At 53.0% G+C, this 14,543-nt stretch carries 12 protein-coding genes; 5 read left to right on the forward strand and 7 right to left on the reverse strand.

Translation table 11 applies throughout. The annotated features are described in order from the left end of the window. Positions 1–19: 19 nt before the first annotated feature. Genes OGY15_RS11865 through yiaK form a run of 4 tightly spaced genes read right to left on the reverse strand, consistent with a single transcriptional unit; the run spans position 20 to position 3,790 of the window. On the reverse strand, positions 20–1,339 hold the full coding sequence (locus OGY15_RS11865; protein WP_286539298.1) for an MFS transporter: 1,320 nt from the start codon (positions 1,337–1,339) through the stop codon (positions 20–22). Between the two features lie 31 nt (positions 1,340–1,370). Then, entirely contained in the window at positions 1,371–2,303 is a 933-nt protein-coding gene (locus tag OGY15_RS11870) for a DUF4862 family protein (RefSeq protein ID WP_286539300.1), read from the reverse strand. A 12-nt stretch (positions 2,304–2,315) separates the two neighbouring features. Continuing rightward, entirely contained in the window at positions 2,316–2,780 is a 465-nt protein-coding gene (locus OGY15_RS11875) for a YhcH/YjgK/YiaL family protein (protein WP_151216956.1), read from the reverse strand. Between the two features lie 11 nt (positions 2,781–2,791). Further along, a complete protein-coding gene (yiaK, locus tag OGY15_RS11880; protein ID WP_151216954.1) occupies positions 2,792–3,790 on the reverse strand; it encodes a 3-dehydro-L-gulonate 2-dehydrogenase in 999 nt (332 codons plus the stop codon). Positions 3,791–4,007: 217 nt separating this feature from the next. Here yiaK and yiaJ point away from each other — a divergent pair, with 217 nt between their 5' ends. Both yiaJ and OGY15_RS11890 read left to right on the forward strand, forming a co-directional pair. After that, a complete protein-coding gene (gene yiaJ / locus OGY15_RS11885) occupies positions 4,008–4,823 on the forward strand; it encodes an IclR family transcriptional regulator YiaJ (RefSeq protein WP_048213806.1) in 816 nt (271 codons plus the stop codon). Positions 4,824–4,940: 117 nt separating this feature from the next. Continuing rightward, the gene (locus OGY15_RS11890; RefSeq protein ID WP_005120516.1) at positions 4,941–5,414 is read left to right on the forward strand and encodes a 4Fe-4S dicluster domain-containing protein; all 474 of its coding nucleotides are present in this window, start codon (positions 4,941–4,943) and stop codon (positions 5,412–5,414) included. Between the two features lie 35 nt (positions 5,415–5,449). Here OGY15_RS11890 and avtA read toward each other — a convergent pair whose 3' ends face one another. Both avtA and malS read right to left on the reverse strand, forming a co-directional pair. Continuing rightward, a complete protein-coding gene (avtA, locus tag OGY15_RS11895) occupies positions 5,450–6,700 on the reverse strand; it encodes a valine--pyruvate transaminase (protein ID WP_353655353.1) in 1,251 nt (416 codons plus the stop codon). A 174-nt stretch (positions 6,701–6,874) separates the two neighbouring features. Further along, positions 6,875–8,905, reverse strand: a complete 2,031-nt coding sequence (malS, locus tag OGY15_RS11900) for an alpha-amylase (protein ID WP_286539307.1) — start codon at positions 8,903–8,905, stop codon at positions 6,875–6,877. A 316-nt stretch (positions 8,906–9,221) separates the two neighbouring features. Here malS and OGY15_RS11905 point away from each other — a divergent pair, with 316 nt between their 5' ends. Continuing rightward, positions 9,222–10,046 carry a protein bax gene (locus OGY15_RS11905; protein ID WP_187259797.1) on the forward strand — a complete coding sequence of 275 codons (825 nt, stop codon included), beginning with the start codon at positions 9,222–9,224 and terminating at the stop codon, positions 10,044–10,046. A 73-nt stretch (positions 10,047–10,119) separates the two neighbouring features. Here the strand turns inward: OGY15_RS11905 and xylR are convergent, their stop codons facing one another. Beyond that, positions 10,120–11,298, reverse strand: coding sequence for a D-xylose utilization transcriptional activator XylR (gene xylR / locus OGY15_RS11910; RefSeq protein ID WP_151216945.1), 1,179 nt, complete (start codon positions 11,296–11,298; stop codon positions 10,120–10,122). Positions 11,299–11,659: 361 nt separating this feature from the next. On the opposite strand from xylR, the gene xylA reads away from it, so the two are divergent. Together xylA and xylB are read left to right on the forward strand one after the other, a co-directional pair. After that, positions 11,660–12,982 (forward strand): xylose isomerase, encoded by a 1,323-nt coding sequence (gene xylA / locus OGY15_RS11915; RefSeq protein WP_187259796.1) that lies wholly within the window; start codon positions 11,660–11,662, stop codon positions 12,980–12,982. A 71-nt stretch (positions 12,983–13,053) separates the two neighbouring features. Then, positions 13,054–14,508: a xylulokinase gene (xylB, locus tag OGY15_RS11920; protein ID WP_151216943.1), complete on the forward strand. Its 1,455-nt coding sequence runs from the start codon at positions 13,054–13,056 to the stop codon at positions 14,506–14,508. Positions 14,509–14,543: the final 35 nt, after the last annotated feature.

The raw sequence follows: 14,543 nt of genomic DNA on the forward strand, positions 1-14,543 counted from the left end.
AGCGCCACCGGGCATTGTTTTACGCTGTGCGTTTATGTGGATTCAGTGTCTTTAGCGGAGCGGCACCGGCATCGCATTTGGCTGGCAGCAGCAGCGCCATCAGCGCGGCCAGAGCCAGTGAGATAGCCAGGCAGTAAACCCCCGCATCTTTGCTATACAGGGTGATGAGTACGCCGACCGCATAAGGACCGCAGAAGCCGCCGAGATTGCCCAGCGCGTTGATGACCCCGCGTGCGCCACCGGCCATTTCCGCACTGAACAAACGCGCCGGAATGGTCCAGAACACGCCCGCTGCCGATTGTAGGAAGAAGCCGCAGCCGACCAGCGCGGCATAAGCCAGCCAGACGTTATTTTTCAGCGCGACGGAAAGGAACATGCACAGGGCAAAGCCAATCAATGGCAGGCAGACGAATAGCTTGCGTTTACCGGTGCGGTCAGAGAGAGAAGAGAACAGGAACATCCCGGCAATGGCCCCGACGTACGGCAGAATGGCGAGCATACCGACCTGTCCCATGCTGCTGTGCGTCAACTCTTTGAGGATGGTCGGCAGCCACAGGGTGTAACCGTAAATCCCGGTCTGATAGAAGAAGTTCAGTGCGATGAGCTGCCACATGGTTTTATCGGAAAGCACCGCGCCCAGCGAGGCGTTTTTGACTTCCGTTCCGGCAATGGCTTTTTGCTCGGCGGCCAGTGTTTCGACCAGATAATTTTTCTCGGCCTCAGAGATCCAGCGTGCCTCCTGCGGACGGTCGTAAACGGTATAGGCCCACAACACCAGTACAACGACGGAAAGCAAACCTTCAATGATGAACAGCCAGCGCCAGTCGAGAATGGTGATAATCCAACCCGAGAGCGGGGCAGTAATGATTCCGGCAATCGGCACAAACATAATCACGATCGCATTGGCACGACCACGCTCGGCGTCGGGGAACCAGTTACTGATCATCGTCAGCACCACCGGCAGCATGCCGCCTTCGGCTACACCGAGTAAAAAGCGCAAAACCAGCAGTTGATATTGATTAGTGATCAACCCCGTAAGGACGGATATCACTGCCCAGGCAACCAGTGACCAGCCGATAAATTTCTTGCCGCTACCGTGAACGGCAATTTTTCCGCCGGGAACCTGTAAAAACAGATAACCGATAAAGAAAATACCGCCAGCCAGTCCTGCCATGCTGGCGGAAATACCTAATTCGGCATCCATACCCCCCGGCATCGCAAAGGCGATATTGACGCGGTCCATATAAGAAATAATACAGGCGATTAAAATAGGTGGGATAATTCGCAGCCAGCGCTGACGGGGTATATCTTTGAGTGTAGGGCGAGAGGTCATGTTCATATTAATATTCTCGTAGAGTAGTATTTTATTTTTATATTTTTGCTTTATTTAACGTCGTGATACCGTCACGCAATATCGCTACGCGATGGTTCACATCTGCATTGGCGTTTATTTCCAGCAATTTAATACCAGCAAATTGCAATGGTTTGGCTTCTGCGCAGGCGAATAATTCGCGGGCATGGTCGATGGTCATCAGACTTTGTGAGCAGAACGGAGCAAACGGGGCGTGCAAGTCCTGCCACTCGCCGTAGTCTCCCGTTATTGTGGTGCCGGAGAACATCAGCGCCCCCAATTTTCCAGCCTGTTTGGTCTGCTGCGTGTGGGTCAACGCCAGGGCGGGATTTTGCCCTTCAATGGCCGATCGCGCCCAGTTAATGCACACGCTGATGTCATACCCGGCAATGACCTCCAACACATTGTCTAACGGCAGAAAGCCTTTGCGCGGCGCAATGCCGGTCATAGCATCACAATGTTCCAGCACCAGATCGCATGACCAGTCCCAATTGGCTATCTCTTTAAGCGAACGGGCGAGTGCGTTGGTGGCCTGCGCAACATTTGGATTGCTGGCATTGGGAGCGGCATGTAGTTCCAGCGCAATCACTTTTCCGGCGTGGGCCGTATTGATATGGTTGATTTTCTGCTGCAGATGACGGTAATACGCCACGCAGGCTTTACGCTGATCTTCGTCGCTGGAAGCCAACCCGAAACCGCTGTTTGCGCCACGACGGCGCATGGTTTCCATAATGGCGGTGACCACGATTTGCCAGTCGCCCGGCGTATGGCGCAATAACCATTCGTCGCCTAACGGGTGAAGATGTTCAAGGCAGGGCTGCTCCAGCCCTCGAATATCCGGGGTATCGGCGAGCTGTCGCCAGAATTCCTTCTCTTCCTCTTCACTCTTTTGGTGAAATGAGGGTGCACAGGGGTACGCACCGATTATATAACCGGCATTATTAACGCTCATGTTGTGCTCCTTTTATAAAACTGAAATAGCAACCTTCACAACTATTTTGCGGATCGGTGTGGCGACAGTTTTATGACATGCAGGACGGTGAACATCCTGCGGGAAAAATATGGCATAGCTTCCCGGAATCATTTCGATGAAAGATTCATGTTCGCTGGCGTGATAAAAAATAATATCGCGCTGTTCTAATAACGATTCACTGATTTGGTTATTCCCGGTATCAATCGCGATACCGATTTTTTCTTCACCCCAGGCCAGAAATTGAATATCCAGGTAGCGGCGATGCACTTCCGGGCGATTTTCGGCAACATCACGCGTGGTTAAATCGATAATTTGCGCAAAGATGTTTTTACCGTCGATTTCCACTACGCCCGGTTCCAGTTTGCGGAAGTCTGTGCTGCGCAGAAAGTCGAGCGCTCTTTCAATCGCCGCGGGTAAACGACACGGGTTAGGCTGAGCGATATGTCCAAAGATCATACTCTGACTCCTTACAACGCCTGAATTTTGGCCCAGACGCTGTCATCAACGGTGATACCGTTGCGGCGGTTTTCATCCAGCAACTTTGTAAACTCGTGACCTGGTAGACGAACAGGTGTGTTTTCATCGGCGCGTTCGGCGGAGGTGATGAAATCCATAATCCGCTGCAGTTTGGCGTCGCGGGATGCGCCATCGATCAGCTTGTCTACTTCGATGGCGATGAAAATCTGTGAAACGCCATATTCATCACTGTTGTCCTGGGTGACTTCGGCCACGGAAGAACCGTCTGAAAGCAGGGTGGCGATCATATCCAGCACAATCGACAGGCCAGAACCTTTCCAGTAACCCATTGGTAAAATACGGCGGTTTTTCTCGATAACGCCAGGTTCTCTGGTGAGGTTACCTTCATCGTCGAACCCGCCGTCCACCGGCAGTTCACGACCGGCCAGGCGATTCACTTCCAGCATGCCGTAGGAGAACATCGACATCGACATATCGACCATGGTGATCGGCGTGGAGGGGATGGCAACAATCAGCGGGTTAGTGCCTATGCAGCACTCTTTAGAACCCCATGCAGGCATCACGGCAATGGAGTTGGTCCAGCAGATACCAATGTAGCCTTTCTCCGCTGCTTGCCAGCCATAGCTGCCGCCGCGCATCCAATGGTTGGCGTTACGTAGCGCGACCAGGCCAATACCGTGATCGGAGGCCAGTTCGATGGCTCGGTCCATCATCTTTTTCGCCGTCAAATTGCCGATCGAACGTTGGGCATCCCACTGCTCAATCGCCCCCAGGCTGGTAATGCGCTGCGGTTTGGCTTCAGGAATGATGTCACCGTTATCCAGTTGCTGAATGAAACGGGGAAAACGGTTCACGCCGTGCGAATACACGCCGGATTCGGTGGTACGGGCAAACATTTCGGCACAGGCATCGGCGGTTTCAACGGCGATACCGCGTGCCAGCAGTACCCGATTGAACGCTTCTTTCAACTGCTCAAAAGTGACTTTCATTCCTGTTTCCTTGTTTAAATTTGATCGCTTTTTTATCTCTAAATTTCACTATGCGAAATCTGATTTCAAATATAGCGATCAAATTTTGACAGATCAACGGGGCGGCTTGTTTTTTAAAATCATCAAAATCAAACAGTTGTGTTTTTTTGGTTCAGATCGTGAACTGAAACACACTTTGCGCTACCATCAGAGCGCGACGAAAAGGGGAGCGGAAGCGATGGGCACTAAAGAGAGTGAAATGACGCAAGACAAAGAGAGGCCAGCCGGAAGTCAGAGCCTGTTCCGTGGTTTGATGTTGATTGAGATTTTGAGCAACTATCCGAATGGTTGCCCGTTGGCGCATTTGTCTGAACTGGCAGGGCTAAACAAAAGTACCGTGCATCGACTGCTGCAAGGGCTGCAATCCTGCGGATATGTCACCCCCGCGCCAGCGGCGGGGAGTTATCGCCTGACCACCAAATTTATTGCCGTGGGTCAGAAGGCGCTGTCGTCACTGAATATCATCCATGTTGCTGCGCCGCACCTTGAAGCGCTGAATATCGCCACCGGTGAAACCATCAACTTCTCCAGTCGTGAAGACGACCATGCGATTTTGATTTATAAGCTGGAGCCGACAACGGGCATGCTGCGTACCCGCGCTTATATCGGTCAGCATATGCCGCTGTATTGCTCAGCGATGGGCAAAATTTATATGGCGTTTGGTCATCCGGACTATGTGGAATCTTACTGGCAGAGCCACCAGGATCTGATTCAGCCGCTGACCCGCAATACGATTACTGGTTTACCGGCCATGTACGATGAGCTGGCACAGATTCGCGAAAGCAGCATGGCAATGGATCGGGAAGAGAACGAGCTGGGGGTTTCCTGCATTGCCGTGCCGGTGTTTGATATTCATGGGCGGGTGCCGTACTCGGTATCGATTTCACTCTCTACCTCGCGCCTGAAGCAGGTCGGAGAAAAGAATTTACTCAAGCCGCTGCGGGAAACCGCGCAGGCCATTTCCAATGAGCTGGGCTTTACCGTTCGCGATTAGGCGCATGCCTGGCGTCGTTCAGGCACCTGACAAAATTTAACCGTTTCCCCTGTCCGATCAAAGCGACAAGGGTGACCTCTCTGGCACTCTGTGTTTTTCACGCAGAGGGAGGGGAAAATGAACGCGTTTATTATGGCGGATGCGGCAAAATGTATTGGGTGTCGTACCTGCGAAGTGGCCTGTGTCGTCGCGCATCAGCAAAACCAGGATTGTGCGTCGGTCTCTTCCACTGCGTTTACTCCGCGGATCCGCGTGATTAAAGATGACGCCTTTACGACGGCGGTCGCTTGTCATCAATGTGAAGATGCTCCTTGCGCGAATGTTTGCCCAACGCACGCTATTCGTCGTGAACATGGACATATCTTCGTTGAACAGGCGCGTTGTATTGGCTGTAAAAGCTGTATGCTGGCTTGTCCGTTTGGGGCAATGAATGTCGTCGCCCGCTCGTCACGGGTGCAGGCGATAAAATGCGATTTGTGCTGGCACCGTGAGGCGGGACCCGCGTGTGTCGAAGCCTGCCCGACCAGCGCGTTGCAGTGTATAGATGCGGTCAGCGTCCAGAAACAGCGTCTACGTTCCCAGCCGCTGTGAAAGTAGCCCGACCCGTGCCTGGGTCGGGTTTATCATCAGCCTTCCAGCCAGGTGCGTTCGATCTCTTCAGCCAGAATCTTCACTCCCGCTTCGATTTTCTCCGGCTCTGGCACGTAGTTCATCCGCATGCACTGATGCGTATGCGGCCAGGGTTTATCCAGCCCTGGGAAGAAGTAGTCGCCGGGAACCATCAGCACGCCACGCGCTTTCAGGCGCTGATACAGCAGTTCAGTAGTGATGGGTAAATCTTTGAACCACAGCCACAGGAAAATCGCGCCCTCTGGTTTATGAATCAGGCAGCGATCTTCAGGTAAATAGCGGCGAATGATCGCAATTGTCTCCTGTACGCGCTGGTAATAAAACGGTTTGATAACCGTCTCGGACAGACGCAAGAGGTCGTTGCGCTTAATCATTTCGCACATCATTGCCGGACCCATTCCGCCAGGTGCAAGGCTGATGATGCCGTTCATATTGGTGATAGCTGTGATGATTTTTTCATTGGCGATAATGATGCCACAGCGGGAACCCGGCAGACCCAGCTTCGAAAGACTCATGCACAGCACAATGTTGGGGTTCCACAACGGGCGTGCTTCGCTAAAGATGATGCCAGGGAACGGTACGCCATAGGCATTATCAATCACCAACGGGATCCCATGCTGGTTGGCCAGCCGATCCAGCTTCATCAGCTCGTCATCGGTGATCACGTTACCTGTCGGATTGGTCGGACGTGACACGCAGATCATGCCTGTCTCTTCACCGATGTGCAGGTGTTCAAAATCAACGTGATACTTAAACTGACCTTCCGGCAACAGTTCGATGTTCGGACGCGCGGAGACAAAGAGATCTTCTTCCAGCCCGGAATCGGCATAGCCAATGTATTCCGGTGCCAATGGGAACAACACTTTTCGGGTGGTTCCATCGGCGCGACGTCCGGCGAAGAGGTTGAATAAGTAGAAAAACGCGCTCTGACTGCCATTTGTCAGTGCAATATTTTGTGGCTCAATATCCCAACCCAGATTCTCACGTAGCAGTTTCGCCAGCTCAGACAGTAGCTCGGTTTTACCTTGTGGACCGTCATAATTACAAAGCGCATCAGTGGCTTTGCCGTTTTCCAGCATATCTGCCAGCAGAGAATGAAAGTAATTTTGCATCTCTGGAATTTGCGCTGGATTGCCGCCGCCGAGCATGATGGCGCCAGGGGTGCGTAAACCGTCGTTGAGGTCCTCCATCAGGCGTGTGATGCCTGAATGGCGGGTAAATTTGTCGCCAAAAAGTGAGAATGTCATAGCTGGTGGTCTGTCGAACTGAGTAATAAAGTGGCTAACCATAGCGCTACCCATAGCAGGGTGCAAATCAGGGGTATCAGGCTGGATTGATGTTTTATGCTGCCTAAACGTATCAGGCTGGTGAATTGTTTTGAGCTGCGTCCGGCCAGATGACGACACCGGACGCTAGCCTGGTTAATGCTGGCCGGCCCACACCACCATGACTTTATCATCGCCATGTTCGCGGATAAATCCGTATCCCTGCTTCAAAGCCAGCGTGGTTTGTTGACCGGCGCCAATAGCGGAATGTCTGGCCCTGAACTGACTGATACGCTGCCAGTGCGCGACGCTGGTGGCAGATTTGCCGGTCACCTCCTGCCAGTTCATCTCTGAGCGTGTACCCTGTAATGGGTCAGAGCCGGTTGGGCCAAAAGGTCGGGCCGACTCGTCGCCATAAAAGAGCTGTACCGCGCCCGGCGCCAGCAGCAATAGCTCGGCGGCTTTGTCTCCACCTTCGCGGAACAACCGCGTATCGTGCGAGGAGAGATAACTCAGAACGTTGAAGTCCTGCAGTTTATCCGCCATCTGCTGCCAGATGAGATCCATGTTTGCCAGACAATCGACGGCCTTTGCCGCCTGTTCCTGATAGTCAAAATTGATCATCGCATCGAAGCCGTGACGATAATAATCGCTCTGCATTACGCCGTGACCCCAGGCTTCGCCGGTCATCCAGAAGGGGTTATCATCCAGCGCTTTGTCCGGGTTGGCTTTCTTCCATTCGAGCAGTGCCGCGCTGGCCTGTGTTTTTAGCTGCTGCCAGGCGGGAAGCTCGACGTGTTTGGCGGTATCGACCCGAAAGCCGTCAATCCCATAATCTCGCACCCACTGGCTGAGCCAGTGGGTCAGATAATCCCGGGGGGTGTAACCAGCAATGGCTTTGGCGCGCGTATCCGGCTTGTGCTGATAAAAGTTTGGCAGCCCGGAAGGTGTGGTGGATTCGGTTTTCAGATCGGGCAGGAACGCCAGCGACATGGTCAGGTCATCAAAGCCAGGATTGTCGTAATCGCCAATATCGGTGCGGATCCAGTTTTTCCCCCACCATTTTTCCCAGCCGGCTTTATTGCTGAAGTTGATGTAATCATTAAAACTGTGCCAGCTCTGTCCGGCAGCGGGCTTCCAGTCCGTCCAGCGTTCCCCGAGCGTTTTTTTCAGCTCATCGCCCGATAGGTACAGTGCCCCAAACTGATACTCCTGCATATCCGCCAACGTGGCGTAGCCGGTATGGTTCATCACCACATCAAACAGGACACGGATGCCGCGCTGGTGTGCGCCATCAACCAGCGCACGCAGATCCGCTTCATTACCCATGTTGGCGTCAAGCGTGGTCCAGTCCTGGGTGTAGTAGCCGTGGTATGCGTAGTGGGGAAAATCTCCTTTGGCGCCGCCCCCAACCCAGCCGTGGATTTGCTCAAACGGTGCGCTGATCCACAGGGCGTTGACGCCCAGTTGTTGCAGGTAGTCGAGTTTACTGGTGAGGCCGCGCAAATCGCCACCGTGGAAAGTGCCAATTTCCTGCATGCCGTCGTTGCGACGTCCGTAGCTGTGGTCGTTGCTCGGATCTCCATTCACAAAGCGGTCCGTCAGGACGAAATATACCGTGGCGTTATGCCAGTCGAAAGCGGCGGGGGCATCGGTTTCTGCCCGTTCCAGCAGCAACAGTCCGTTACTGGTTGCGGCGGGTTGTAAGGTAATCGACCCGTTTTTTACTGTTGCCGTTTGCTGGCTGTAGAAATCGCGCACCACGGCACCTTCCGGGAAGGTCTGGCTCACGTCCAGCGTTAACGGCGAACCATCCCATTTTGGGCACTGGCGAATCTGGACGGTGGCGGGCCCTACGGTGTTTTTGACCGAGAGCATTAGCGTCGGTGTGCCGGACCGGGTATCGACTTCCAGCGTGTAATCGCCGTCTTTGAATAAACGCCACTGCGACGGCGCGCCTTCACACGGTTTTAGCGATAGCATCTGGTTGAGTTTTATCGCATCGGCAGGCTGCCAGCACTGTTGGTCAAAATTCAGAATCAAAGGGCGAGTACCCTTCGTCAACGCTGCATGGCTGACGAATTTACCCGTACCTTCCGCTTCGAAGGTGGGAAGTTCTGGAGAAGTCCATGATGAGGCGATGGCAAAGCCGGGTATCAGCGCCAGCGCAACGGCGGCAAGTTTCATAATGCTGTCCTTGATGCTGCGATTTTCGCCAGTTTGCCAGTGAAATCAGGCCGGAAACTCCTCCTTTGAGTCGATTCCGCCAGGAGGAGAAGTGAGGGGGAGCTAACGCGTTCAAAAAATGAACTGATTTTGCGATAACCTCCACATTTTCTTCGAATTAATGGCGCCCTGAACCGTTAATGCGTGACATAGTTTCAGAATTGGACTATTCCTTTGGGTGCTCTTGACGGCTATTTTTGATATGATTTGAGATTCATCTCTCATTTTTGTGAAAAATATAAGGTGTTGGAATGCATAAATCCGACCAGGAGACCTAATGATATTGACTCCCATTCGACGATATGGGGCAATGATTCTTATGTTACTCACCGTGGTATTTTCGGGTGAGGCGCTGGCAAAGACACACACGGCGACAACGAGTCACAAGCCTCAGGTAATCAAGGCAAGTAATAAACAGGTAAGCAGTAAACAAGAGTATTCTCGCAATAGTGCAAAGAGTAGTTCACTTCCTGATTTGCGAAAATACCCTTCCGGAACACCAAGGAAAAAAGCGTTTCTCCGGACGGTTATGCCTTATATTACCAGCCAAAATGCTGCCATTGCGGCGGATCGTAACTGGTTGATTTCAAAACAGTACCAGAACCGCTGGTCACCCACTGAGCGCACGCGTATGAAAGACATCGCGAAGCGCTACAAGGTGAGCTGGTCTGGCAACACGCGTAAAATTCCGTGGAATACGCTGCTTGAGCGCGTAGACATTATCCCGACCAGCATGGTTGCAACCATGGCTGCGGCCGAAAGCGGCTGGGGGACGTCGAAGCTGGCGCGTAGCAACAACAACCTGTTTGGCATGAAATGTGGCAAAGGTAGTTGCAATAACGCACCGGGTAAGGTGAAAGGCTATTCACAGTTTGAATCGGTGAAAGAGTCGGTAAATGCCTACGTCATTAACCTGAACACGCACCCGGCTTACTCTTCTTTCCGTAAGTCACGCGCGCAGTTGCGTAAGGCCGATCAGGAAGTCACCGCTACCGCGATGATCCATAAGCTGAAGGGGTATTCCACGAAAGGACAGAGCTACAACAACTATCTGTTCGCCATGTATCAGGATAACCAACGCTTAATCGCCGCACATATGTAATTTCGTGTGCTAATCCGGTCTACAAATCACCTTGTAGGCCGGATCAGACCAGGTAGCCATCCGGCAATTCCCTCTATAGCAACACTTCACTGTTCACATCGCGATACTCTTTTGGCGTCGTATCGTACTCTTTCTTAAAGACTGAATAGAAATACTGCAGCGACGGATAGCCGCACATCTGTGAAATTTCGTTGATCGAAAGCGTGGTAGAAACGAGCAGACTGCGCGCTTTTTCCAGCTTTTCGGCATGAATCACGGCGTGGATGGTCTCTCCGACCTCTTCTTTAAAGCGCTTCTCCAGATTCGAACGTGAAATTCCCACTGAATCCAGCACTTGTTCAACCTTAATCCCTTTACAGGCATGATTGCGAATAAAGTGCATGGCCTGAATTACGGCAGGATCGGTCAAGGAGCGGTAATCGGTTGAGCGCCGCTCTACCACGCGCACTGGAGGAACCAGAATGCGTTGTAGCGGCAGCACTTCATTCGCCAGCAAGCGGTGCAGGAGTTTTGCGGCCTGGTAGCCCATCTGCCTGGCTCCCTGAGCCACGGATGACAGCGCTACCCGCGACAGGTAACGGGTCAGTTCTTCGTTGTCTATTCCTATCACACACAGCTTTTCTGGTACCGGAATATGCAGGTGCTCGCAGACTTGCAGGACGTGTCGTGCCCGCGCGTCGGTGACCGCGATAATGCCGGTTTGAGGCGGCAACGTTTGTAGCCAGTCTGCCAGACGATTTTGCGCGTGCTGCCAGTTTTCCGGCGCAGTTTCCAGCCCCTGGTAGACGACGCCGCGGTACTTTTCTTTTGCCACCAACTGGCAAAACGCATATTCACGTTCCGCGGCCCAGCGTTTACCGCTTGACGAAGGCAGGCCGTAAAACGCAAAGCGGTTTACCCCTTTTTCTTTCAGATGCAGGAAAGCACTTTCTACCAGCGCGTGATTGTCGGTAGCAATGTAATGTACCGGGGGATAATCTTGCTCCCGATGGTAGGAACCCCCAACGCCGATGATTGGAACATCGACATCGGCAAGTAATTGTGCAATGTCATCATCGTCATAATCGGCAATAACGCCATCGCCGAGCCAGTCTTTAATATTATCAATACGGGCGCGGAAATCTTCCTCAATGAATATATCCCACTCGGATTGCGATGCCTGTAAATATTCACCCACTCCTTCTACCACCTGGCGGTCATAGGCTTTATTGGCATTAAATAACAGAGTGATGCGGTGACGTTTATCAAACATAAGAACCTGTCCTGGAAAGGTTAACGTGGGCCTGTCGATACTAGCAAAACCGCCGGTACGACTGCTTGATGAAGCGTGACAAATTTCCTGATTGCCTGAGGCCAGGCAAAATTTACATACAGCCAGCGGGAAGGCAATTGTCATTTTTAATCTACGCATTACGGTTTTTTGTTTAATGGCTAACCTTCGATCGCGATCGCTTTTTTATTTCTTCTTTCATCGCGTTTTTTTGGGAGCCAGCGCACGTTTGGGTATTCTCTTAATAGCGGTGTGAAATAACGTAATTGAGCAATAAATCAGGAAATTCCAGTATAGCCATATCGCAGTTTACTTACCGTATTACCTGATTATGGAGCTTATTATGCCGGCTTATTTTGACCAACTCGATCGCGTTCGTTTCGAAGGGACTAAATCTACTAACCCGCTCGCATTTCGCCATTACAATCCTGACGAAATCGTGTTGGGCAAACGCATGGAAGATCATCTGCGTTTTGCTGCCTGCTACTGGCATACCTTCTGCTGGAACGGTGCGGATATGTTCGGCATGGGCGCTTTCGATCGTCCGTGGCAGCAGCCTGGTGAAGCACTGGCGCTGGCGAAACGCAAAGCGGATGTGGCATTTGAGTTCTTTCACAAGTTGAATGTGCCTTACTACTGCTTCCATGACGTGGATGTCTCGCCTGAAGGGGCTTCACTGAAAGAGTACAAAAACAACTTTGCGCAGATGGTTGATGTGCTGGCGGCAAAACAGGAACAGAACGGCGTGAAGCTGCTGTGGGGAACGGCAAACTGCTTCACCAACCCACGCTACGGCGCGGGCGCGGCAACGAATCCGGATCCGGAAGTATTCAGCTGGGCCGCCACGCAGGTGGTTACGGCCATGGATGCCACACATAAGTTAGGTGGCGAAAACTATGTCCTGTGGGGCGGTCGTGAAGGCTATGAGACGTTGCTGAATACCGATCTGCGTCAGGAGCGTGAGCAAATTGGTCGCTTCATGCAACTGGTGGTGGAACACAAACACAAAACCGGTTTCCAGGGTACCTTGCTTATCGAACCGAAGCCGCAGGAACCGACCAAGCACCAGTACGATTACGATGCGGCGACCGTCTACGGCTTCCTCAAGCAGTTCGGTCTGGAAAAAGAGATCAAACTGAATATTGAAGCTAACCATGCCACGCTGGCGGGCCACTCGTTCCATCACGAAATCGCCACCGCTATTGCGTTGGGTCTGTTTGGCTCTGTCGATGCCAACCGTGGTGACGCGCAGCTGGGCTGGGACACTGACCAGTTCCCGAACAGCGTAGAAGAGAATGCGCTGGTGATGTACGAAATCCTGAAAGCGGGCGGTTTCACCACCGGTGGCCTGAACTTCGATGCCAAAGTGCGTCGTCAGAGTACCGATAAATACGATCTGTTCTATGGTCATATTGGCGCGATGGATACCATGGCACTGTCGCTGAAAATTGCAGCGCGCATGATTGAAGACGGTGGTCTGGACCAGCGCGTGGCAAAACGTTATGCCGGTTGGAATGGTGAGCTGGGCCAGCAAATTCTGAAAGGGCAGATGACGCTGACGGAAATTGCGCAGTACGCTGAACAACATAACCTGGCGCCAGTGCACCAGAGCGGTCATCAGGAATTGCTGGAAAATCTGGTGAACCATTATTTGTTCGATAAATAACGGGTCTCTGAGAGCGTCCGTAAGCCCGGTAAGCTCGCGCTACCGGGCCTTTCTTTAAGGAACGATGCCTTATGTATATCGGGATAGATCTTGGCACATCAGGCGTAAAGGCCATTCTGCTTAACGAGCTGGGGGATGTGGTCGCTTCGCACACGGAGAAACTCACCGTTTCGCGCCCGCATCCATTATGGTCTGAACAAGACCCTGAGCAGTGGTGGTTGGCAACGGATCGGGCTGTGAAAGCATTGGGTCACCAGCATTCACTTCGCGAGGTGAAAGCACTGGGGATTGCCGGACAGATGCACGGTGCGACGCTACTGGATGAGCAACAGAAGATATTGCGTCCGGCTATTCTGTGGAACGATGGTCGCTGTGCTGAAGAGTGCGTCATGCTTGAGGAGCGGGTTCCGCAATCGCGTGGCATCACCGGTAACCTGATGATGCCTGGCTTTACCGCGCCAAAGCTGCTGTGGGTGCAGCGCCACGAACCGGAGATTTTCAGCCGGGTTGATAAAGTCCTGCTGCCGAAAGATTATCTGCGCCTGCGTATGACCGGCGATTTCGCCAGCGATATGTCCGATGCGGCAGGTACCATGTGGTTGGATGTCGCGAAGCGTGACTGGAGTGATGTCATGCTGGCCGCCTGTCAACTGACCCGTGCGCATATGCCTGAGCTTTATGAAGGTAGTGAGATTACCGGAACATTGTTGCCGGAGGTCGCCAGGGCCTGGGGAATGCAGGAGGTTGCGGTGGTTGCCGGAGGCGGTGATAACGCGGCGGGAGCGGTTGGCGTCGGCATGATGAATGCCGGTCAGGCAATGTTATCGCTGGGGACTTCAGGGGTCTATTTTGCGGTCAGTGATGGTTTTCTCAGCAAACCGGAAAGCGCGGTCCATAGTTTTTGCCATGCTTTACCTGAAAGATGGCACCTGATGTCCGTGATGCTAAGTGCGGCATCCTGCCTGGACTGGGCGGCAAAATTAACCGGGCTGGCGAGCGTTCCTGCGTTGATTGCCGCAGCGCAACAGGCGGATGAACACGCTGAGCCGGTCTGGTTTTTACCCTATCTGTCCGGCGAACGTACGCCACACAACAACCCTCAGGCGAAGGGTGTATTTTTTGGTCTGACGCATCAGCATGGTCCGGCGGAACTGGCTCAGGCGGTGCTGGAAGGCGTGGGTTTTGCGCTGGCTGACGGTATGGACGTGGTACATGCCTGCGGCGTGCAGCCTGCCAGTATTACGCTGATTGGCGGCGGGGCACGCAGTGAGTACTGGCGTCAGATGCTGTCTGACATCAGTGGATTGCAGCTGGATTACCGTACCGGCGGCGATGTCGGCCCTGCACTCGGCGCGGCGCGACTGGCGCAAATTGCCATGAATACGCAGCGGCCTTTATCAGACCTACTGCCTCAGCTTACGCTGGAGCAGGCGCATTATCCTGACGCCGGGCGCCACGCGCTGTACCAACAGCGTCGGGAAACCTTCCGCCGAATCTATCAGCAATTACAGCCGCTGATGTCCTGACCCTAAATCCCCTCTGGTAAACAGAGGGGATTTAT

It is taken from the genome of Citrobacter sp. Cu231 (genome assembly GCF_030332265.1).
Lineage (GTDB): Bacteria > Pseudomonadota > Gammaproteobacteria > Enterobacterales > Enterobacteriaceae > Citrobacter > Citrobacter meridianamericanus.

What these genes read in the sequence shown, in the direction of transcription:
- OGY15_RS11865 (WP_286539298.1), bottom strand. Translation starts at nt 1,339, where the DNA reads ATGAACATGACCTCTCGCCCTACACTCAAAGATATACCCCGTCAGCGC.
- OGY15_RS11870 (WP_286539300.1), bottom strand. Translation starts at nt 2,303, where the DNA reads ATGAGCGTTAATAATGCCGGTTATATAATCGGTGCGTACCCCTGTGCA.
- OGY15_RS11875 (WP_151216956.1), bottom strand. Translation starts at nt 2,780, where the DNA reads ATGATCTTTGGACATATCGCTCAGCCTAACCCGTGTCGTTTACCCGCG.
- yiaK (WP_151216954.1), bottom strand. Translation starts at nt 3,790, where the DNA reads ATGAAAGTCACTTTTGAGCAGTTGAAAGAAGCGTTCAATCGGGTACTG.
- yiaJ (WP_048213806.1), top strand. Translation starts at nt 4,008, where the DNA reads ATGGGCACTAAAGAGAGTGAAATGACGCAAGACAAAGAGAGGCCAGCC.
- OGY15_RS11890 (WP_005120516.1), top strand. Translation starts at nt 4,941, where the DNA reads ATGAACGCGTTTATTATGGCGGATGCGGCAAAATGTATTGGGTGTCGT.
- avtA (WP_353655353.1), bottom strand. Translation starts at nt 6,700, where the DNA reads ATGACATTCTCACTTTTTGGCGACAAATTTACCCGCCATTCAGGCATC.
- malS (WP_286539307.1), bottom strand. Translation starts at nt 8,905, where the DNA reads ATGAAACTTGCCGCCGTTGCGCTGGCGCTGATACCCGGCTTTGCCATC.
- OGY15_RS11905 (WP_187259797.1), top strand. Translation starts at nt 9,222, where the DNA reads ATGATATTGACTCCCATTCGACGATATGGGGCAATGATTCTTATGTTA.
- xylR (WP_151216945.1), bottom strand. Translation starts at nt 11,298, where the DNA reads ATGTTTGATAAACGTCACCGCATCACTCTGTTATTTAATGCCAATAAA.
- xylA (WP_187259796.1), top strand. Translation starts at nt 11,660, where the DNA reads ATGCCGGCTTATTTTGACCAACTCGATCGCGTTCGTTTCGAAGGGACT.
- xylB (WP_151216943.1), top strand. Translation starts at nt 13,054, where the DNA reads ATGTATATCGGGATAGATCTTGGCACATCAGGCGTAAAGGCCATTCTG.